Consider the following 20779-nt stretch of genomic DNA (forward strand, 5'->3'; position numbering starts at 1 on the left):
CTTTATAAGTGCTTTGACAGGAACCAACGATTTCCTAAGCTAATTCCATCTTTGTCAGTTCCAAATTCATATTTGGATTGTTGGATTTGTGAAGAATAAACAATAAATTTCAATAAAATTTCACCTTGTAGGATTTTCTTTTTGTTTAAAATAGAACATTCTAATCGGATTTGATATTCGCCAGGATGGAATAGGCTGGGATCTAAAGCGTAGTTTAAATGATGGCGCCCCATTTTTGAAATGAGATCGTAATATTCATCATGATCGCAAAGGCGAGATCTTGCAATAATTTGATTGCGACTATTTAAAATACTAATTCCTAAAATAAGGTCGGGTTGAGTTTTCAAAATTTCAAAATCGATGCTGATAATTGCTTGTTCATCGTGGTAAAAAAGGGCCGAACTAGATTTAGGAGTGGATAATTTTGTTTGAAAAAATTGAACATGCTCATCTCCCAAGGTTCCTTTCCACTCAAGTCCTGCAGCGGGACAACTGTTGATATAGCGGTTAACGCAGGTTTCAATTGGCTCCAGAGCTTTCAGTCTTCCTTTTTCGAGAAAGGCTCCTTTATTGCATAGAGAAAGCACAGAACTCACACTGTGACTCACAAATAAAACAGTACTTCCTTGCATTCCCATTTCATTCATTTTTTTTATGCATTTTTCTTGAAATTGTGCATCTCCTACAGCTAAAACTTCATCGACAATTAGAAGATCAGAATTTAAGTGGGCGGCAATAGCAAATCCAAGCCGCATATACATACCACTAGAGTATTTTTTGATTGGTGTATCTAAGAATTTTTCTATTTCGGCAAAATCAACAATTTCATCAAATTTAGTTTGTATTTCTTGATAACTCATTCCCATAATTGCGCCGTTCAGAAAAATATTTTCTCGACCTGTTAAATCAGGATGAAACCCTGTTCCCACTTCTAACAAGCACGAAACACGCCCTCGGATTTTGATTTTGCCTGTTGTAGGTTCTGTAATGCGCGAAATTAGTTTTAGTAATGTTGATTTACCCGCTCCATTCCGCCCTAGCAGAGCAATTCGATCTCCTTGCTGAATATTTAAATTGATATCTTGGACTGCCCAAAACTCTTCACACTGTTCCACAAAAGAAGTTGAAGGGGAAGTTAAACGTTTAAAAGAATTTTTAAACCAATCAGTAGCAATTTCTTTTAAAGAAGCGTAAGGATTTTGATTTTCATGAGAAATTAAATATTTTTTAGATAACTGCTCGATTTCAACGATATTCATAGTTTACTCAAATAATGTCTGCAAAAATACGTTCCATTTTACGGAAATATCTAAATCCGGTGATTAACAAAATGAAGTTTATCAGACTAGATAAAAGCAAGGCTAAAGGAAGATCGGTATGATATATGCCTAAACAACACCAACGGAAGCCTTCAATAATACCTGCCATCGGATTAAGAAAATAAAGCCATCTCCACGGTTCTGGCACTAAAAAACTTCCATAACCAACCGGAGAAATGAACAAACCGAATTGGACGATAAAAGGAATTAAAAAACGAAAGTCTCTAAAGCGGACTGTAACGGCTGCCATCCACAGGCTTATTCCTAAACAAAGAATCAAATTCAAACTGATAAAAATAGGAAGTAGTACTATTGTCCAAGTCGTTAATGCGCCTGAAAATAAAAATAAAATAAATAAAAGCAAGAGAGTCACAATGAAATCACAAAAATTCACGAGGATATTACTAATGGGTAGAATCATACGAGGAAAATAGACCTTGGAAATCATTGCTGCATTATTCACTAAAGTATTACTAGTATCAATCACACAACCTGCAAAAAGTAACCAAGGTAGCATTGCAGCCAAGACAAATAGAGGATAATTTACTCCGTCAGAAGGTAGATTAGCAATTTTGCCAAATACTAAAGCAAAGACAGACATATTTAAAATAGGACGAAATAAAGCCCATAAAATCCCAAGTGCTGTCTGTTTATAACGAACAATAATATCTCTCCACGTAAAAAAATAAAGTAATTCTCGATAGCGATAGAGATCTTTTAAGTATTCTTTTTGAATTCCAGAGGAATCAATGACGATGTCAAATTGTGCATGATCGGACATATTTTCTGATTATTTAATATTAGGGAAAGTTAAAATAAATACTATAAAAAATGAAATTTAATAATAAATTTAAATGTTTGATATGGTGCAAAATGCATCAATATTAGACATTTTTTTTAATAATCAATTACAAACTTGAAATTGTTTTCTATATTGTAAGAACATAACAAGGGAGAGAATAGTGTGCAACTTAAAACGATATTTATTAAATCATTTGCTATCAATTTATTGAAGCTATAATGATTAGAGAAAATAGGAGAAAATTTTTTTGCAAACAAAACAAGCTTGGAAAGAAGTCTCATGTCCCTTTTAATATCGATTGTGTATAGTTGGATTTATAATGAATCAGGAAATCGTATTTTTTAGTATGAAATTTAAAACAACAAATCGACAGTTTTTTTCTGCAGCCGTTATTTTTTTCTATCTTCTCCCTTTATTATTTTTTGTTACCTATAGCATAGGGTTAATGCCCCATCAGAAAAGTTGGTCTATCCTTACTTTAGGACTTCTTCTAGTTGCCATTGGATCTATTTGTCTAATTTTGCTTGCTTATTACTGGGAAATAGGCTTAAAAACGAAGTGGCAGGGAGAGTCAGCGATCCTTTCTTCTCAAAGCAGTTTTACTTCTGAAAAAGAGAATAAAGTGACGGCATTGGATCCCGCATTTACATTAGTGCCTTTGGAAGAAGCTCCTTCTTTTACAACTAAAGAAGAGGTGACTTTATTAAATTCGCTGGAAAACCTCAACGATGAACAAAGAAAAAGGGAAGAAGAATTAGCTCTTAAGCAATCTGAAATTCAAAAATTAGTTGAAGAAAATCAATCCCTTATATCGCAAACTCAGCAAACTCAACAAGATTTTGCAGACTATAAACTTTTTTCTGAAGAACAATTAAAGCAAAAACAATTACAAATTAACTTTTTACAGCAGACAATAGAAGATCAGCGTAGCGAAATGGAAAAAAGACAAGATCAAATTTTTCATCTTGATACAAAGGTGCATGATTTGAGTTATGAAATTAAAACTCTATTATATTTGCATGAAACAGAATCAAATACTTCTAAAAAAGAAGAATTGTTTAAAAATAACTCCAATGGACCATTTATTGAAGACTTCGATGATTTTCCCACTCATACTTCTATCATTCCTTCGTTAGATCTTAAAAACGGTTATTGGGTCAAAACGACAATTGAGGCTAGTGCATTATTGAAAAAATGTATAAATATGGCTCAAAAAATGACTGGGGCTAATTATTACAATAATGAAACTACTCGTTATAGAGAATTTTCAACTTCTAACTATGCTATTGATCAGCGGCGTCTTTTTGACAATTTAAAAAATGAAGAAGGTGGGTTGATTGTTGTATTTTCTCAGAAAGATCAAAAATTATTATTTGCCAATCAACAGTCCAAAGCCTTGCTTGGATGGAGTGCAGATAAGCTCATTTCAGATTTTGCTCAAATTATTCAAGAAGGATTGAACGAATGGAGAAGAGGATTAGCTGCTCTTACAACGGCAGCCGAGTCGCAAATTCGATTGCTTGCTAAAAATAAAAATGGGCAAGAAGTTCTATTGAGTTGCCAACTTGGCATTATTCCTTCAGGTTTGTTTAGAAGTTATGTGATTGCTATCTTTTACCCAACATAAAATGTTGTTCTATCTCATTAGGCAACTAAAGTGCTCAGATTGTCACTAAGAAAAGAATATTAATTCAGGTTTTAACTGGTTAGCACGAGTAGAGCTAGCAGTTAAAGAGTGATTATGCTTAGATTCAAAGCAGTAACCAGCGGCAAATAAGTAAAAACTCATTGTTTTATAAGCGAGGTGAGCATCAAAAAAAATCATATTGATGAGTAAAGAAATTGTCATCCATTTCATTTGTTGGTTAATTTTGTAAATAGATCTAAAAAAATTGAAAAAAAGTAGAGAGCCAATTAGGCCATACTCTACAATGATTCTTAATATTCCTCCATCTAATGCCGACCAGGCAAATCCAGGTCCTAATCCTTGTAAATAAACTTCAGGATGATTGACAAAAGCTTTAGTCACAAAAATCCATTTATGGATGCGCAGCCACCAGCTCATATCATATTCATCAGTCTCTATCAATTTTTTGCTAATGGGATCTTGAGTTAGATCAATTTTATCCCAAACAATTTGTGCTAAATGAATATTTTTTATAGAAAGTAGGCTGGCGCTACGGCTATAGATAGAATCTGTTTGTATCACCATATAAATAATGATTCCCATTAAAAGAGGAAAAGCAATTGTCAAAGAAACAAAAGATCCAATCGATTTCCAATTAATTTCCTGTTTGAGTTTACCTAAAAAACAGATCAAATGGGCAAGGAGAGAAATACGATTACCTGTAAATATCACAAAAATGCCAATGACGATAAACAGAACATATAAATAGCTTTTGCGAAGAAAATAGCGATAATAAGGAGGGAATATCTGAATGATTTTCGATCGATAGCTATCATCATATATCATGTAGCAAAATAATAGATTAAGTAATAATCCCATCTCGGAAGGGAAAGAGGCGATTCCTTGCACCCTTGTTGAAACATCTTTTTCGTATCCTAAATTTGTGATAGCTCCTGCTAAATTTAACTTTTGTAAAGTCATTAGGAAAAAATTCCATAAAAAGAACGCTTGTATAAAGCCTTTACTCAAATGAAATCGAAAAGCCAAAGTTCCAATGTAGAAAAATAAAAAATATTCTAGCAGGCGGACTGCGTAAAAAATTTTTGCATCTAAAAAATGATATCCAAGCGAAATTAAAAACCGATTAGAAGCAAATGACAGAATGCCAAATAAAGTTAAAATGAGCACCCAAATTTCAATCATGTACAAGCGTTTATCTAAAAGAAGGTGAGCCCAAATTAACAGTGTGCCAAAGAAAAGGAGAAATAGATCATCAATTCTCAAACCTGCCGTTTCGGAACCAACTGTTAAGAGGTTGATTTTAGGGAGAAAAAAGAGAGGCATCAAAAAGATAAGAATGATTAAAGAGAGTTGTTTATCAAAAAAACGTGCCATATAATCTAAACTCAAATGTGTCAGTTGATGATTAAAGCATAACCCACCAATCTTGAAAAGGATATCTTCGCTATCTCACCTTATTAGTTTGAGCTTACGATTAATGACCGATCATGAGTTAAAATAATTTTTGACTAATAAAAAGACATAACAAAAAATGCTTGGGTTAAAGCGGTTTAGAAAGAGAAAATGCTTTTGATTTAATATAAAATAGGCTAAGAAAGATAACTCCTAAAAGTTTAAAGTTTTAAAGTTTGTAACCTCTATGATGAAATATCTTGCATTTTGCCTCCTCTCCCTCCTTTTTTTTCTCAGCTCTTGTAGTACACCTTGTCATAATTATGACGTGTTTGGTGCAGATGAATTTGTGATTGATTCTTATAAAATTCGCCAGGGGAAGTTGGCAATTTTGGATATGGAAGGATCAGACGTTAAGGAATTAGATTGCGATGCAATGGAAGAATATCAAGATGTCATTTCTGAAGATGATATTTTGAATATTGCGATCTATCATCCGAAACGACGCGATGTGATGGATGCTATTCAATTTATTAATGCAACAATAGGCTTTCGTGTTAGTGAAGGCAGGGTCGATTTTCCAGATATCCCATCCGTTGAAGTAGCAGGTTTATCGCTTGAAGAGGCTAGACAGAAAATACAGCTTTGCTATCAAGAACAAATTCAAGACGTTGAAGTTTTCTTGAATTATCGAAATAGACTTTCCAGAAAAGTTGAACTCACAGGAGCTGTAGCCACTCCTGTCATTGCTGTCGATGGAAAAATTCGTTTATATGAAGTTTTAGCACTAGCTAAAGTACCCAATAATGCCAATTTTTTTAAAAGTTATGTGGTGAGAGAAGGAAAGCAGCTTCCCATAGATATTTATAAATTGATGAATTTAGGGGATATGAGTCAAAATATTGTTATGCGTGGAGGAGATCGTATTTTTATTGCCGCTCCAAGTGACTCGACAGTTATGGTGATGGGCGAAGTAGGACATCCGATGGCTGTTAATCTTCCTTATGGTTTTATGTCTTTACGACAAGCACTTGTCTCTGCTGGAGGTATTCCTTTTACAGGTAATCGTGATTGTATCCAAGTCATTAGGGGAAATTTACAAAACCCTAAAATTTACGTTCTTTCTTGGAATCACATTATTCATCTACCTAATGATAGTTTACTCTTGATGCCAGGAGATACGGTTTATGTATCTGAGAAACCCATTACGCAATGGAATAGGTTTATTGATCAGTTACTGCCAAGCTGCTTAGGGGTTCAAGCAGCTTATGGAACTTACAGGCTTTTTAGAAATTGATCGCTTGGAGATGAGTAATTGTTTTTGTATATAATAAGTACTTTAAGATATGTAGATTAGGTTAGAAATGAGTAAGACAACAGATAAAGATGACAAACTTCTTATTACATCGTCAGATATTTTATCTTTATTTCGAAGGTCTAAAAAACGTATTTTGTATTTTTCCCTATTTTTTGGGGTTTTAGGGGTTCTTTTTACCTTGATTAGACCTGTAGTTTATAATGCAGAGGCAACATTTAGAGAAAAAAGTAATAAATCTGGAAATATTTCTACTTCATTAATTGAATTATTAGGAAGTGATTCTAACACGCAAGAAAACGAAGCTAGTTCTTTATTTAAATCACGTAAAATTTTACAGGATGTTGTCGAAAAATTGCACTTACAAGGCCATCTTCAGCAAGATTGTGAAATGGAAGGCTGGGGAAGTAACATTAAAAATAACTTATTAATCTTTAAAAGAGCTTTTTTTAAATCTTCTCATCCTGTTTTACCTGATATTCATTGCCCCATTCAATTATCGTCTCTCAATTATTCTGGAGAAATTCCTTTAACTTTGACAATTACTATAAATGACGATGATTCATTCCATGTCAAGGCTCCTTCAAACTCAAAAATAACTGAAAACAAAGGAGAATTCGAATTACCCTTTATATCAAACCAACTGAGCTTTACCCTGACAAAAGTTTCTGATAAGCTTAAACCTTCGCAAACCTTCTTTTTAACGGTAAAACCTTTAGTTGCTACCTGCGATGAATTGTCTAAAAAACTAGAAGTTGAAACAGTTAAAACAGATAAAGGCGTTCTTAAGCTCTCCTATATGGATCGTGATCGTCATCGTTCGAGTATATTTATCAATACCACAATGGAATGTTATCAAAACTATTTGAAAAAAAACCATGATCGCCTCGCTTTAATACAAATTGATTATTTACAAGACAGACAAAACCAGTTAGGTGAGAAATTAGCTGATTTAATGAAGAAACATGCAGATTTTTTAAAAGATGATCTATTCAATTCGGGATTTGTAGATTCCAATAAAGAAATGGATTTTTTAGCAAAAAGTCAACATGAATATAGAGATAAATTGCTTGCTAATGAGCTGGAATTAAAAAGGTTAGAGAACGTTCAATCCAGCAACTATGTTTATTATGATAGTTATCGGCTCCATGAAGGGGATTCTCAAACCATTAATACAGTATTAACTGAAATTCGCCATTTGAAACAAAGGCGAGATGGGTTGGAAATAGAGCTGCAAAAAAAGACAGCTCTGAAAAAGGATAGCCTTCATTTTTCTTTAGACAAGCAATTAGATGAGCTTAAAGAAACTCAACAGCATATGGTAGACCTACAAGATGTAATGGATAGGTTTCATCAAAACTTACCACCAAGCCCTTCTTTGCTATTGAGTGATCCTAGATTTTTGATTCAAAATTGGTTTGAGCGGTTAAACGATTTAGAAAACATAGACCCTATTGAGTGGCAAAAATCTAGAGAAAATTTTCTTTATTATTTAGGCAATTTAGAGCGTTTATTTTCTGTGTATGAAAAGATTTTACAAACTCGATTAACTCATCAGCAAAGTTCGTCGGGTGAATATCAAGGAATCAATTTAAAAATTGCTGAAGAGCTTTATGTAGATTATTCTAAACGATTGATCGATTTAGAAGCTACGATTCGGCAAAATCTTTTCTTTATTACTCAAATGGAAAATGAAAATTTCGAAGTTACTTCTTTAAGTGCCGGTTTGATTGATCCAATTAGTCAGGAAATGATTAAAAAAGCCAGTCATTTAGTCTTAACGTTAAAAGATCAAAACAATCAGAGTGTCAAAGAACAAGAACGTTTGAAGAATGAATTAGCATTGCAACGAACTTTTTTAACTTTACATCTTAAACAAATGATTGAATTGATGGAGCTGAATAAAAAATTGATTAATGAGAAAATCTATGTTTTGCAAAACGTGAGTTTAGAGCTCATTCATCAACAAATGTCGCTCTTAGAAAATACATTAAAAGATTATGTTGAATCTCGTTTGGAAAACTTGCGTCAAGAAAGGGTGTTAATTAGACAACATTTGAGGAATATTCATAAAGAGATGGGTGGCCTACCTCAGAAATGGGTAGCAGAGCAACAAATTGATCAAGAATTGCAAACCAATCGATTAATTGTCGAAGAAATTGCAAAAATGGTGGAATCTAAAAATATTTCACATAACTTGGAAATGATTCAATCGGCACCCATTGACTTGTCTGTTACTCCTGTCCATCCGGTGACACCTAAACTAATCCCATTTGCTCTTTTGGGGAGTTTATTTGGTGGGATGCTCGGAGCGGGATTAACTCTTGGATCTACGTTAAAAAAAGGGCTGACTATTTCCCAGGATAATTTGAAACTGCTCGGACACCATGTTTCTGGAGTTTTGTCTTCTAGTTATTGTGAGGGTTTTCAAAATATGATCTTTAATGATGATTTAGAAACCTTAAGACGATTAAGAAGTTTTCTTGTTTCTCCTTTAGAGGGATCTTCCATAAGAATCAACAAGTTACTTTTAATAGAAGGAATGGGGCCTGATTATTCTTCAGATCTTGCTAATTTATTTGTGAAAAAAGGTAAAAAAATCATCCGAATTTTATTAAATTTTGGTCAAGCTGAAACTTCTTCGAATGGACTTTTACAATATTTGGAAGGGCAAATTGAATTCCCTTCAATTGAAAAAACAGTTTATGGAGATCAAATTGTTGCAGGAGGAATGAGCCGTTATTCTGCTGAGTTACTGAGTTCAAAATCATTTGAAGATTTGATTCAAGAATTGCAAAAACAATATGATTATATCATTGGTGTTAGCCCCGCATTCCCCATAAGCGCTGAGGCAGAGAGTTTAATCCCTCTATTTAATTCTGTTGCAGTTTCTGTCAGTAAAGAAAAAGTTGAAGAGTTAGATTTTTATGCTCGTTTGAGCCGAGATAATAAGCACAAAGTAACTTTTATTGTTGTTGATTCAGATATGATTTAGCAAATAAAATGGCTGAGTTAAGGAGTGAGAATTTGAACCAAAAAAAATTTTGTGCTGCTATTATTGTTACACATAATAGCCAAGAATGCCTTTCTTTGTGTATGAAAGCATTATTTGCACAAACTCGCTTGCTTGATTTGATTGTGATTATTGATAGTGGTTCAACAGATGCTTCTTATTTAAAATTAGATTATTTATCCGATCCTTCGGTTAAAATTTGTTTACTTAAAAACAATGTCGGATTTTGCCAAGGTAATAATATCGGCTTGTCTTATATCCCTAGTGATACTGACTATCTTTTGTTTTTAAACCCAGACACCTTTTTAACTCCCCACTTTATTCAAGACGCTCTTGCCTTGATGGATAAAGAAGCATTTGAGAAAGTAGCGGCATTATCAGGTTGGCTTTTGGGCTTTGATTTAGAGCTTCAGCAAGAAACAGGAAACATCGATTCGTCGGGAATTTTTCGCAGTTGGTATGGAAGATGGTTCGATCGCTACCAAGGAGAGCGTTATCGAGAAGATTGGAAAGGGGGTTTTGAATTTGTACCAGCGCTTTGCGGAGCCCTTATGTTTTGTCGTTATTCGGCCTTGGAATCCGTTCTACTAGGTCCTAATCAAATCATGGACCCTTCTTTTTATATGTACAAAGAAGATATTGATCTTTCGGTGCGATTAAGGCAACAAGGTTGGGTATTAGGATTCGATCCGCAATTAAAGGCTTATCATTGCCGAGGATGGAAGAAGGATCGAACAAAAGTCGCTCGTCATTTTCGATTGATATCGGCTCGCAACGAGATGAAGCTATACCGTCGAATGAAATCTCCTTTTTACCTATATGCAGTCCTTAAATATTCGATGGTTAAAATCTTTGATCTCTAGTCAAACTCTTGAGGCTCCGAAAGGAAATACAAATTGACACTCCTTTTTAGATTCGTTATGATCTTTGATAAATACTATTGAAATCATCTTAATAATTATTGTGATTGAAGATATAAATAAACAAAATTTTATTTTTAAATTTTGTTATTTGTTTACGTGAAATAGACAATTAAAATTTGTGTTTATTTTTATCGAAGTAATTTCTTAATAACCCAAAGTTCAGGTTAATAGACCTCATTTTGTGGATCTAATGACATTAAACAATTTAATAAATAAATAAAGGATCAGAATGAATGCAGAATTGTCGCCATTTAGTCACGAATCATCCGATTATAAATATGGGTTTGTGACAGAAATAGAAACCGAAAGCCTTCCCAAGGGATTGAATGAAGAAACGATCCTCGCGATATCTGCAAAAAAAAATGAGCCCGCTTTTTTATTAGAATTCCGATTGAAAGCTTATCAGCGATGGTTAGAGTCCGAAGAACCAATTTGGGCAAATGTTAATTATCCTAAAATTGATTATCAAGATATCACTTATTATTCAGCTCCCAAAAAAAAACCTGTTTTAAATGATTTAAGTGAAGTTGATCCTGAAATTATCAAAACTTTTGAAAGGTTAGGAATTCCTCTAGAAGAACAAAAACGATTAAGCAACGTTGCTGTTGATATGGTTTTTGATTCGGTTTCTATAGGAACAACTTTTAAGAAAAAATTAGAGGATGCGGGAGTGGTCTTATGCTCTATTTCAGAAGCAATGCATACCCATCCAGAGCTCATTCAGAAATATCTTGGTAGTGTTGTTCCAATTGGGGATAATTATTTTGCTACTCTTAATTCGGCAGTTTTCAGCGATGGATCTTTTGTATATATTCCAAAGGGAGTTCATTGTCCGATGGAGTTGTCTACCTATTTTCGCATTAATGATAAGGAATCGGGTCAGTTTGAACGAACCTTGATCATTGCTGAGGAAAACTCTTACGTGAGTTATTTAGAAGGGTGTACAGCACCTGCTTTTACTAATAATCAACTTCATGCCGCTGTCGTTGAACTAATAGCCCTTGATAACGCGCAAATTAAATATGCAACGGTTCAAAACTGGTATTCAGGAAATCCAAAAACAGGCGAAGGTGGGGTATTCAATTTCGTTACTAAACGAGGCAGGTGTGCCGGTGTCAACTCTAAAATTTCTTGGACGCAAGTTGAGGTAGGCGCTGCAATTACTTGGAAATATCCTAGCTGTATTTTACAAGGAGATCATTCTGTTGGAGAATTTTACTCTGTCGCATTGACTAATGGGCAAATGCAAGCTGATACGGGAACTAAAATGATCCATTTAGGAAAAAATACAAAATCTACGATTGTTTCTAAGGGGATTTCAGCTGACCTTTCTCATAACAGTTATCGAGGTTTGGTAAAAGTAGCTCCTCGAGCAACTAATGCGCGTAATTACACTCAATGCGATTCGATGTTGGTTGGAGATAAATGCTCAGCTAATACTTTTCCTTACATCGAAGTTGGAAATGCCTCTAGTCAAGTTGAGCACGAAGCTTCTACCTCTAAAATGAATGAAGAGCAGCTTTTTTATTTTCAATCTCGAGGAATTTCAAAAGAAAATGCTGTGAATATGATTGTCAATGGGTTTTGCAAGGATGTTATTCAAGAGCTTCCTTTAGAATTTGCGACTGAAGCTCAAAAACTTCTCGCAATTAAATTAGAAAATTCTGTTGGATAATCAGTGAATTTATTGCGCTGTTCAGTTTACTTATTAAAGTGCTTTTGGCGCTAAAATAGAATGAAAGAGAGATTAAAAATCTTTAGATATTAGATTAGGAATGAATCATGCTAAAAATTAAAGAATTAACAGCAACCGTAGAGGGAACTCCGATTTTAAAAGGGGTTAATCTTCATATCAAAACGGGAGAAATTCATGCGATTATGGGCCCAAATGGGGCAGGTAAATCGACTTTGGCAAAAGTATTAGCTGGCCATCCTGCTTATGAAGTAACAGGGGGGGAAGTTTGGTTTAAAGGACAGAACTTACTTGAGTTAGAACCTGAAGAACGCGCTCATTTAGGTTTGTTTATGAGTTTTCAATATCCTGTTGAAATTCCTGGTGTTAGTAATAGCCAATTTCTTCAAATTGCTTTGAATGCCAAACTTAAAGCTGAGGGGAAATCAGAACTGACAACGGCTGAATTTGAAAGGTTACTAAACGAGAAAATGAAGCAAATGGAAATTAAGCCAGAACTTCGATCGCGTAATGTAAATGAAAATTTTTCGGGCGGCGAAAAAAAACGGAATGAAATTTTACAAATGGCGGTTTTAAACCCAAATCTTGCTTTATTGGATGAAACTGACTCAGGTTTAGATATTGATGCGATGCGCGTTGTGGCAAAAGGAGTCAATCAATTAATGAATCCTGAAATGGGTTTATTATTGATCACTCATTATCAACGGCTTCTTGATTATATTAAACCTCATTTTGTGCATGTCATGTTAGGTGGAAAAATTGTTCAATCAGGTGGGCCTGAGCTTGCTCTCGAATTGGAAAGTAAAGGATATGATTGGCTCGTTCAATCACCGAAAGAGGGGGTTGTCTCATGACATTCGAATTGGGCCTAGAGCAAAAAATCTTTACAAGTTTATTGGAAAAGCATTTGGATGCCATTAATCAAGGAGATCCTTTGCAGAAGGCTCGTCAGAAAGCTTGGAGTCAATTTTTAGAGCGAGGTTTACCAACAAAGCAGTCGGAGGCTTATCGCTATATTAAGCTTAGACATCTATTTTCTCAGAATTATGAATTTCCTAAAGAAGAGAGCATCACTAAAGATCAAATTGCTTCTTTGGTTTATCCTGAATGCCAACACTCATTTCTCGTTTTTATCAATGGTCAGTTTTGTTCCGAATTTTCGGAGACAAAAAATTTACCTTCGCAGGTAATAATTTCTACTTTACAAGAAGCAAATCAGACATTTGGAACTTTTTTTAATAATTATTGGTCGAAATCTCTTAAAGAAGAAAATGACTCATTTGCTCTAATCAATAGTGCTTTGCATCATCAGGGGGCGTTTATTTATATTCCCCCTAAAACTATTGTCGAAACCCCCATTCAAATTTTGCATTTGGTGCAAGCGCAAGGTCAATTATTGATGTTGATGCCAAGAATAAATGTCTGTGTTGGAGCTCAGGCAGAAGTTAAATTTGTTTCTTCTATTCATCAAAAATCCATGAATGGATATTTTATTAATCAAGTCACCGATTTTCTTGTTGAAGATCAAGCATATGTTCACTACACGCAAATTTTGAATGAGGAGCACGTTCAGGCATGGCATTTTGAAGCCGTTAGAGCACATCTAAAAAAACAATCGACGTTCAAGACAGTGTGTATTACTGAAGGGGGAATGACAGTTCGTAATGATTATCATATTTCTCTCTCTGGAGAAAATGCAGAAGTTTTGCTGAATGGAATTTCGATGTTAGAAGATAAAAGAGAAGTACATACACACATTTTTATTGATCATCAAGCACCAAATTGCCGCTCTTACCAGCTTTTTAAAGCTGTATTAAACGACTTTAGTCGATCAAGTTTTGAAGGAAAAATTATGGTTCGACAAAAAGCGCAAAAAACAGAAGCTTTTCAACTGAATAATAATTTGTTATTAAGTGATCATGCCCATGCAGATAGCAAACCTAATTTAGAAATTTTTGCAGATGATGTAAAAGCTTCTCATGGAGCAACTGTCGGTCAACTGGATGCAGAACAGCTTTTTTATATGAAAACCCGTGGATTTCCTGAAATGGCTGCTAAAAATTTATTAATTTATGGTTTTGCTGAACAAGTCATCGAAATGATTCCTATCAATTCTATTAAAGAAGCAATTTCTCAAAGGGCGCATCGTTATCTAACAAAAGGTTGATTATGAATCCTTTAGAAAAATCTGCTGTTAACAGGCTCAGGCAAGACTTTCCCATGTTGAATAAAATGATGCATGGACATCCTCTTATTTATTTCGATTCTGCGGCAACAACTCAAAAACCGAGCGCTGTTATTGATTGTATGAGTGATTTTTATCGGAATCATTATGGAACTGTTCACCGTGCTGTTTACGAATTAGCCATTCATTCCACTGAAAATTATCAAGACACACGTTTAAAAGTTCAACGTTTTATCAATGCTGCCAATACAGAAGAAATTGTTTTTACTCGAGGCGCTACAGATTCGATTAATATGGTTGCCTATTCCTTTGGCAAGGTTTTTGTGAAGCCAGGTGATGAAATTTTGATTAGTGCCATGGAGCATCATGCAAATATTGTGCCTTGGCAAATTTTATGTGAAGATCGAGGAGCTGTTCTAAAAGTTATTCCTATGAATAAAAAGGGAGAACTACTTTTTGATGAGTATGTAAAGCTTCTAAGCCCAAAAACTCGCCTTGTCGCTATCACTCATGTGGCAAATTCTCTTGGAACGATTAATCCCATTAAAGAAATTATTAAAAAAGCGCATGAAGCAGGGGCAAAAGTTCTCGTAGACGGTGCACAAAGTGCCCCTCATCTTAAAATTGATGTGCAAGATTTAGACGCAGATTTTTTTGTTTTTTCAGGTCATAAACTAATGGGACCTACCGGCATCGGTATTTTATATGGTAAGGCGGAAATTCTCGATCAAATGCCTCCGTATCAAGGAGGAGGAGATATGATTGAAAAAGTGACGTTTGTTAAAACAACTTATAATCAACTTCCTCTAAAATTTGAAGCAGGCACTCCTATGATTGCAGAGGTCATGGGATTGGGGGCAGCTTTAGATTATCTTAATCAAATTGGGATAGAGCGTATTCAAACTTATGAACATACCCTGTTAGAGTATGCGACCAAGAAATTGATGCAGATTCCAGATCTTCATATTATTGGTCAAGCAGTTAACAAAACTTCTTTAATCAGTTTTGTGATCGAAGAAATTCATCCTTTAGATATAGGAACATTTTTAGATTTAAAAGGAATTGCAATTCGTACCGGACATCATTGTGCACAACCTGTTATGCAATTTTTTAATATTCCTGCCACAGCACGGGTATCTTTTGCTTTTTATAATACGGCTGATGAAATTGACCGGCTACATTTAGCTTTAAGTGATATTATTAAGCGGTTAAAATAAAATTTATGCGTATTAATGTGGAAGAAGCGATTGAGAAATTGTTAGCGAATCAATTAGTCGCAATGCCGACAGAAACAGTTTATGGGTTAGCAGCTAGGCTGACTTGCCCTGGAGCAATCAAAAAAATTTTCGAGATAAAAGGACGCTCTCTAGTAAATCCTTTGATCATTCATGTTGCCAATCCTATAGATGTGTGTGCGTATGCGATCGCTCTACCTCCCCATTTTGACGCGTTAACCCATGCCTTTTGGCCGGGTCCGCTCACGCTCATTGTTCCAATTCAATTAGATTTAGTAGATTCCATTGTCAGAGCAGGGCTTCCAACAGCAGCTTTTAGAATGCCTTCTCATCCTTTAACTTTGCATGTCATCCGAGCTGTTGGTCCTTTGGTCATGCCTTCTGCAAATTTATCAGGAAAGCCCTCTTCTACCGATGTAAAACATGTAGAAATGGATTTTGGCTTAGATTTTCCCGTCTTAGATGGAGGGCCCTGTCAAGAAGGTGTTGAATCGACAATTTTACATTATCGAAATTCTCAGTGGGAAATAGCACGTCTAGGAGCCTTATCAGCTACTGTTTTTCAACCTATTTTAGGTTATGAGCCCATCTATCAAAAAATAGTTAAAAACGATCAAATTATTTCTCCGGGACAAATGTTCCGTCATTATGCTCCTCAAGCAACCCTATTTTTAGGGGACCAAAAACAGATAACAGAAGCTGATTTTATTGTGGGATTTACAGAAAAATCCTACCCTGTTGAAAAGCGAGTTTTATATCTAGGTTCGCTCTCCAACCCTCATGAGGTTGCAGAAAACCTCTATGCCGTCTTACGTCAGCTCGATTTCGAGAAAGCAAAAATTGCTTGGGTAGACATGGACTTTCCTTCAGAAGGGCTTTGGAAAACCATTGCCGAGCGTTTATCTAGAGCAGGAGAAAAGTAATTGAGCCTTCTTTCCATATTTTTAAATTAGTTTTCAAGATTAAAGAAAAATTCTTTTTATACCTCTAATTCGCAAGCCACTAAAGAAAAAATAATTTCTCTTCTTAGCCATCCCATTGCTATTTTAGATAGTTTATATTTAATAAAAATAAAGTCTTTTAAAAAAAGGGTTCAGGTGACAAATTTTTGTAATTGTCTTTATATTGAACTACTCAAACAATTATCACAAAATTTTTTTATTTTCGACTACGTACACGATTTAATAAGCTCTTTCCCTTTTGTAACCATTTTTTTATTTATATGCTTAAAAAGTAGGTGAGATTTGCTTAAATTATAGTAGCGTAATTGTTAGAAAAAAATAAATCAGTCCTTAAAAATTTTTTTGGTAATAGCTTTAATGTTTTGAATAGTCATTTCTTCTAGTCTTTGAATTAAATCCATATCGAAATCCAGTCTGGAATTAGGATCAAAACCAAACTCTGAATCATCCGCGGCACTTTCCATTGTTAATGGTTCTCTTAATTCTTTAAGGTAAACAATGTTTTTTTCTACAATTTTTTCTGATAAATCTGGTCTATAAATTGCCATCTGCTTTTTATAATCTTCATCTGGAAGTGGATTTTGAGAATCTGATAAATCACAGCGTATTTTAAAAACAGGTTTACCACCTGAAAAAAGTTTATTTGCTAATTCATCACTTACAGCTTCTAAGTCTATCGGTTTAGTATTGTATTCTTCAATAAGGACTTGCTCAAGCTCTTTTTCTGTTATTCCTTCACTCTTTAACCCCAGACCAATAAATTTTTCTTGGCCAGGTGTGGGGTCAAGGCAAATCACATCGAAAGATACGGCATCGCCTCTCATTCCATGCTTTATATTGTATTTCGATACATTATTGAAAACTACTCGCCAGCCTTTTTCTAATTTTACTTCGTTTATTGGGCATTTTTCGCTATTTTTAATTATGTATTTTGTCAAGAATGGCATAAGTGGATTATCTATAGCGTAACTACACAAAACTAACGGGCTTCCTGTTTCATGACCAAATAAATAATTAAATTTTTCTTCCCCTAACACTTCGAGTAAAGCTTGGTATTGACCAAGCTGACAGACCGTTGCACAATCCACTAGGGTTGGACCTCGTTGTGCCGATTTTAAAGCCTCTGAAGGGCTAACACCTTTTTTTATTCTGATTTGACATTTGACAAAGCCTGTTTTATGTATAGCATCAGCTGAGGGAATAGCCTCAAAATCTTTAGAGTAAAAATGGTAAAAATAATTTTTAGAAACCATCTTTCTTAAACGAGTTATTTGGTTTTTTTCTTTTAGCGCTTTAAAGTAGGCATTTGGCATCCAAATACCTCCATCTAAACAACTAACATTCTTTTTATAACCTTGAAGACGAGCTTCATAATCTTGTGCAATTTTTTGAACTGTAGAAATGACGATAGAATGGATGTTTTTATGAAGTTGTGTATTATGACTAGGTTCAAGTGTTAATGAAATTAACCTTTCTTGAATTGAAGAGTTGTTTTCTTGTGCCCCTTCATTGTTTAATGTAACGTTCATAAAAAATTCCCTAGTTTAGATCTATAAAAAAACAATTTTTTATCTTAGCCTGTTTACGTTAAACTGGCTTTAAAATTAAAGAAAATAATTAGATACACGCCTAATAATATCTATCTGCCCAAATCCTTCATGACACAGTCTAAACTTTATCAGTTCTATAAATGTTTCAGCTATCATCAATTAAATAATTTTTCTATCACTTAGCATTTAATCTTTAGATTTTTTGAGTCCATTGGAAGCTTTTCAAGGCTAAATTCAACGACACATGATAGATAGTTTTTGTTTAACTAACACTAACAACGTAACATTCTCTAATTTATTAGCTGTATATCATTAGAAAAAATTAAAAATAAAATAAAATAAGAAAATTTACAAAGTCTTTTTTTAGTTTTCATTAGAGGACTAATGGTTATTATCGATTTTGAATTTGCTATATAACCGAGCTAGGGTAAGCATCAGAACAAGCAGGGTCGGAAGCTTGTCATTGTTCATTGTTTATGGAAAAAAAATTGTCAACTCGGTTGGTAGCTTTTTTAATTTCCCATTTTTTAATACGTTTTATGTCATTTGTCTAGAATGTTAGCAGGGCCCAAGTCAACCAACTAAATTTGTTAACATTTTACGGAAAAAGGGGTGAGGTTTGTTCCCAAGCATCGGAGATAGCGTTAATAACAATCCTACCGACTGTATGAATATTCTCATTAGCAACTTTGATTGTCTTAGCTCTAAATCCTTTAAAAGTTTTATCTCCAAGAGCTAACATCGACTTAAACCAAATGTTAAAGAGTAATTTACAATGAGTTGAATCATGAGACAGATTTTTTGAAGCAAGATAAAATGTATGGCTGATAATCAAGCTATTATCATGCACATAGCCGAAATCATTGCCGAGGCTATATGTAGGAGAAGACTTAAATTTTTCAGGGATTTTGCTTAAGTTACGCAAATTACCAATTTGCCAATCATTTTGACTCGTACTCTCATATTGTTTGAACGCTATAGCAGCAACATCCGCAATTGCTTCATCTAACGCTCCTGATTCTCCTTTATATTGTAATGGATTATGATACGCTATCACGGCGTGTGTCATTTCATGACACACAATATCTAGGCAAGAAGCAAATTTGTTATCAAAAGCGAAATGTTTCAGCTTAGGAGCATAATAGGCATTTTCTTTAGGATAATGAATAAAAAACGGTGGAATAGCTCCCTCTTTATCCACATTTACACCTATTAGTTGAAAATTCATCCAATAAAATTCTTTTATTGTTTCTACTACTGCATTGATTTTTAAACAAAGTTTTGCTTCTTCTTGGGTACTGCAGGGAATAGCTAGGTAACCTTTTTGCAAAAGTTCTTCTGTAGTATATGAAAGAACTTGTGTTGGTTGATATGGTGAGGGACTATTAAAAGCGTGCGATAATTCTGCCATTTTTATTCCTTTGTTTTTGAATTATTTGATAAAAAATAATTTATTTAGTCATTTCAGCACGAACAGAATAGCTTGAAGTTTTTATATTTAATTGGGCGTAATGTTGAGGAGGAACTACTACTTCTTTTAAAATACTATATCTGCTGCTTTTTTTAACTTTTTGGACTATTACTCTAAAAATTCTAAAGGCGTATTCGATAGGATTCTTTTGTTTAGAAAATCTAAAAACAGCTTTTAATTAACTTTTTCGATCTTCTTTTTCATGTCTACAATTCTACAAGGATTATCTGTATATACGGCGTCTACATTTAATGTAAGGGCCTCTTCCCATTCATCCTTCTTGTTAATCCCGAATAACACCAAAAATAACTTCGTAGTAGAATTTCTTAAATAGGAAACGAGTTGTGGTGTCCACAAATGAAATTCTACTGTACTATTTCCATTTCCTAGCGTGAATGTTTCTGTAACCATCATTTTTCTTTTAAGCTCAAAACCCATCCAAACTGAGTCAATTGGTAGAGCAGATTGAGCTGTTTGGCTAAATTCTAAAAATCTTTGTCGGGTAAGATCTCTTTTTTCAAACGTTATCCAATGAGCTTTGTAAAAGTTTAATAAATCGATATGCTCGGCATTAGTTGAGTAAAAAATAAGCCGGATCGATTCTTCATCAGAAATTGCTCGTATTAGGGCTTTGATTAGAGTCTCAGTAGGTAAAGACTTCATATCTACAATGATTAAAGTCTTTGGAAAATGATGTAACACCTCTTCTATTCTTGGAATATGTAAGTTTTTATCTCTAAATGGATACCCGCATTCCGGCTTATAGTTGTAGCCAGCATTGAGAGTTGATATTTCTTCCCAAGTATATGAGGAGATGGCTCCATAACCATTTGTCCATTTTTTTAAATCTTCTGGGTGATAAACGACAACAACACCATCTTTTGTTACTTGTACATCTATTTCAATGGCATCACATCCAATTTCCATGGATTTAGAAAAAGCGAGAAGTGTGTTTTCAGGAAAGTTTTCTCCTCCACCCCTATGAGAGATGATCCACGGAGCAGCATAAGCCGATTCTACTACTAGGATGGTAAAAATTAATACTCTATAAAATGGGAATTTCATTATGAAATGTTCCTTAGATGAATAAAAGCGTTAACATAAAGTGTACTTGTAAAGTATTTTTTATAATTATAATTAAATAAGCTAGTTTAATCCACAATTAGTTGAGATAAAGGAATCTCTAAAACATCTCCCTGAGTATAAGTAGCAGATATTTTGCCTCTAAAGTCTTTATATTTTTTTAAGAAGGTCCATAGTTTTACAATTTC

15 protein-coding genes are annotated in these 20779 nt (G+C 34.2%); 9 read left to right on the forward strand and 6 right to left on the reverse strand.

Annotated elements, in window-relative coordinates:
• Positions 1–2: 2 nt before the first annotated feature.
• Together PC_RS09765 and PC_RS00895 are read right to left on the reverse strand one after the other, a co-directional pair.
• On the reverse strand, positions 3–1259 hold the full coding sequence (locus PC_RS09765; RefSeq protein ID WP_011174731.1) for an ABC transporter ATP-binding protein: 1257 nt from the start codon (positions 1257–1259) through the stop codon (positions 3–5).
• A 7-nt stretch (positions 1260–1266) separates the two neighbouring features.
• Positions 1267–2100 carry an ABC transporter permease gene (locus PC_RS00895; protein WP_011174732.1) on the reverse strand — a complete coding sequence of 278 codons (834 nt, stop codon included), beginning with the start codon at positions 2098–2100 and terminating at the stop codon, positions 1267–1269.
• Positions 2101–2440: 340 nt separating this feature from the next.
• Here PC_RS00895 and PC_RS00900 point away from each other — a divergent pair, with 340 nt between their 5' ends.
• Positions 2441–3748 carry a hypothetical protein gene (locus tag PC_RS00900; RefSeq protein ID WP_011174734.1) on the forward strand — a complete coding sequence of 436 codons (1308 nt, stop codon included), beginning with the start codon at positions 2441–2443 and terminating at the stop codon, positions 3746–3748.
• 45 nt (positions 3749–3793) lie between these two features.
• Here PC_RS00900 and PC_RS00905 read toward each other — a convergent pair whose 3' ends face one another.
• Complete coding sequence (locus PC_RS00905) at positions 3794–5143, reverse strand: hypothetical protein (protein WP_052278619.1); 1350 nt, start codon at positions 5141–5143, stop codon at positions 3794–3796.
• Between the two features lie 367 nt (positions 5144–5510).
• On the opposite strand from PC_RS00905, the gene PC_RS00910 reads away from it, so the two are divergent.
• The 8 genes from PC_RS00910 to PC_RS00945 all read left to right on the forward strand — a co-directional run bounded on the left by PC_RS00910 (position 5511) and on the right by PC_RS00945 (position 16448).
• Positions 5511–6458, forward strand: a complete 948-nt coding sequence (locus PC_RS00910) for a polysaccharide biosynthesis/export family protein (protein ID WP_232086046.1) — start codon at positions 5511–5513, stop codon at positions 6456–6458.
• A 67-nt stretch (positions 6459–6525) separates the two neighbouring features.
• Complete coding sequence (locus tag PC_RS00915) at positions 6526–9471, forward strand: Wzz/FepE/Etk N-terminal domain-containing protein (RefSeq protein WP_011174737.1); 2946 nt, start codon at positions 6526–6528, stop codon at positions 9469–9471.
• A gap of 32 nt (positions 9472–9503) precedes the next feature.
• On the forward strand, positions 9504–10352 hold the full coding sequence (locus tag PC_RS00920) for a glycosyltransferase family 2 protein (protein ID WP_011174738.1): 849 nt from the start codon (positions 9504–9506) through the stop codon (positions 10350–10352).
• Between the two features lie 289 nt (positions 10353–10641).
• A complete protein-coding gene (sufB, locus tag PC_RS00925) occupies positions 10642–12087 on the forward strand; it encodes a Fe-S cluster assembly protein SufB (protein ID WP_011174739.1) in 1446 nt (481 codons plus the stop codon).
• Positions 12088–12194: 107 nt separating this feature from the next.
• A complete protein-coding gene (sufC, locus tag PC_RS00930) occupies positions 12195–12959 on the forward strand; it encodes a Fe-S cluster assembly ATPase SufC (protein ID WP_011174740.1) in 765 nt (254 codons plus the stop codon).
• A complete protein-coding gene (gene sufD / locus PC_RS00935; RefSeq protein WP_181679010.1) occupies positions 12956–14272 on the forward strand; it encodes a Fe-S cluster assembly protein SufD in 1317 nt (438 codons plus the stop codon). The genes sufC and sufD overlap by 4 nt, the downstream gene beginning before the upstream one ends.
• Before the next feature lie 2 nt (positions 14273–14274).
• Complete coding sequence (locus PC_RS00940) at positions 14275–15507, forward strand: cysteine desulfurase (protein WP_011174742.1); 1233 nt, start codon at positions 14275–14277, stop codon at positions 15505–15507.
• Positions 15508–15512: 5 nt separating this feature from the next.
• Positions 15513–16448 carry an L-threonylcarbamoyladenylate synthase gene (locus tag PC_RS00945; RefSeq protein ID WP_011174743.1) on the forward strand — a complete coding sequence of 312 codons (936 nt, stop codon included), beginning with the start codon at positions 15513–15515 and terminating at the stop codon, positions 16446–16448.
• Between the two features lie 362 nt (positions 16449–16810).
• Here the strand turns inward: PC_RS00945 and PC_RS00950 are convergent, their stop codons facing one another.
• From PC_RS00950 to PC_RS00960, 3 genes are all read right to left on the reverse strand, one after another.
• Entirely contained in the window at positions 16811–18016 is a 1206-nt protein-coding gene (locus PC_RS00950) for a hypothetical protein (RefSeq protein WP_011174744.1), read from the reverse strand.
• Between the two features lie 619 nt (positions 18017–18635).
• Positions 18636–19448, reverse strand: coding sequence for a M4 family metallopeptidase (locus PC_RS00955; RefSeq protein WP_011174745.1), 813 nt, complete (start codon positions 19446–19448; stop codon positions 18636–18638).
• A gap of 234 nt (positions 19449–19682) precedes the next feature.
• Positions 19683–20573 carry a glycerophosphodiester phosphodiesterase family protein gene (locus PC_RS00960; RefSeq protein ID WP_011174746.1) on the reverse strand — a complete coding sequence of 297 codons (891 nt, stop codon included), beginning with the start codon at positions 20571–20573 and terminating at the stop codon, positions 19683–19685.
• Positions 20574–20779: the final 206 nt, after the last annotated feature.

The organism is Candidatus Protochlamydia amoebophila UWE25 (genome assembly GCF_000011565.2).
In the GTDB taxonomy this organism is placed as follows: domain Bacteria; phylum Chlamydiota; class Chlamydiia; order Chlamydiales; family Parachlamydiaceae; genus Protochlamydia; species Protochlamydia amoebophila.

Coding starts and splice junctions, on each gene's coding strand:
- sufB (WP_011174739.1), top strand. CDS start 10,642: ATGAATGCAGAATTGTCGCCATTTAGTCACGAATCATCCGATTATAAA.
- PC_RS00950 (WP_011174744.1), bottom strand. CDS start 18,016: ATGAACGTTACATTAAACAATGAAGGGGCACAAGAAAACAACTCTTCA.
- PC_RS00940 (WP_011174742.1), top strand. CDS start 14,275: ATGAATCCTTTAGAAAAATCTGCTGTTAACAGGCTCAGGCAAGACTTT.
- PC_RS00905 (WP_052278619.1), bottom strand. CDS start 5,143: ATGGCACGTTTTTTTGATAAACAACTCTCTTTAATCATTCTTATCTTT.
- PC_RS00960 (WP_011174746.1), bottom strand. CDS start 20,573: ATGAAATTCCCATTTTATAGAGTATTAATTTTTACCATCCTAGTAGTA.
- PC_RS00945 (WP_011174743.1), top strand. CDS start 15,513: ATGCGTATTAATGTGGAAGAAGCGATTGAGAAATTGTTAGCGAATCAA.
- PC_RS09765 (WP_011174731.1), bottom strand. CDS start 1,259: ATGAATATCGTTGAAATCGAGCAGTTATCTAAAAAATATTTAATTTCT.
- sufD (WP_181679010.1), top strand. CDS start 12,956: ATGACATTCGAATTGGGCCTAGAGCAAAAAATCTTTACAAGTTTATTG.
- PC_RS00915 (WP_011174737.1), top strand. CDS start 6,526: ATGAGTAAGACAACAGATAAAGATGACAAACTTCTTATTACATCGTCA.
- PC_RS00900 (WP_011174734.1), top strand. CDS start 2,441: ATGAATCAGGAAATCGTATTTTTTAGTATGAAATTTAAAACAACAAAT.
- PC_RS00895 (WP_011174732.1), bottom strand. CDS start 2,100: ATGTCCGATCATGCACAATTTGACATCGTCATTGATTCCTCTGGAATT.
- PC_RS00955 (WP_011174745.1), bottom strand. CDS start 19,448: ATGGCAGAATTATCGCACGCTTTTAATAGTCCCTCACCATATCAACCA.
- sufC (WP_011174740.1), top strand. CDS start 12,195: ATGCTAAAAATTAAAGAATTAACAGCAACCGTAGAGGGAACTCCGATT.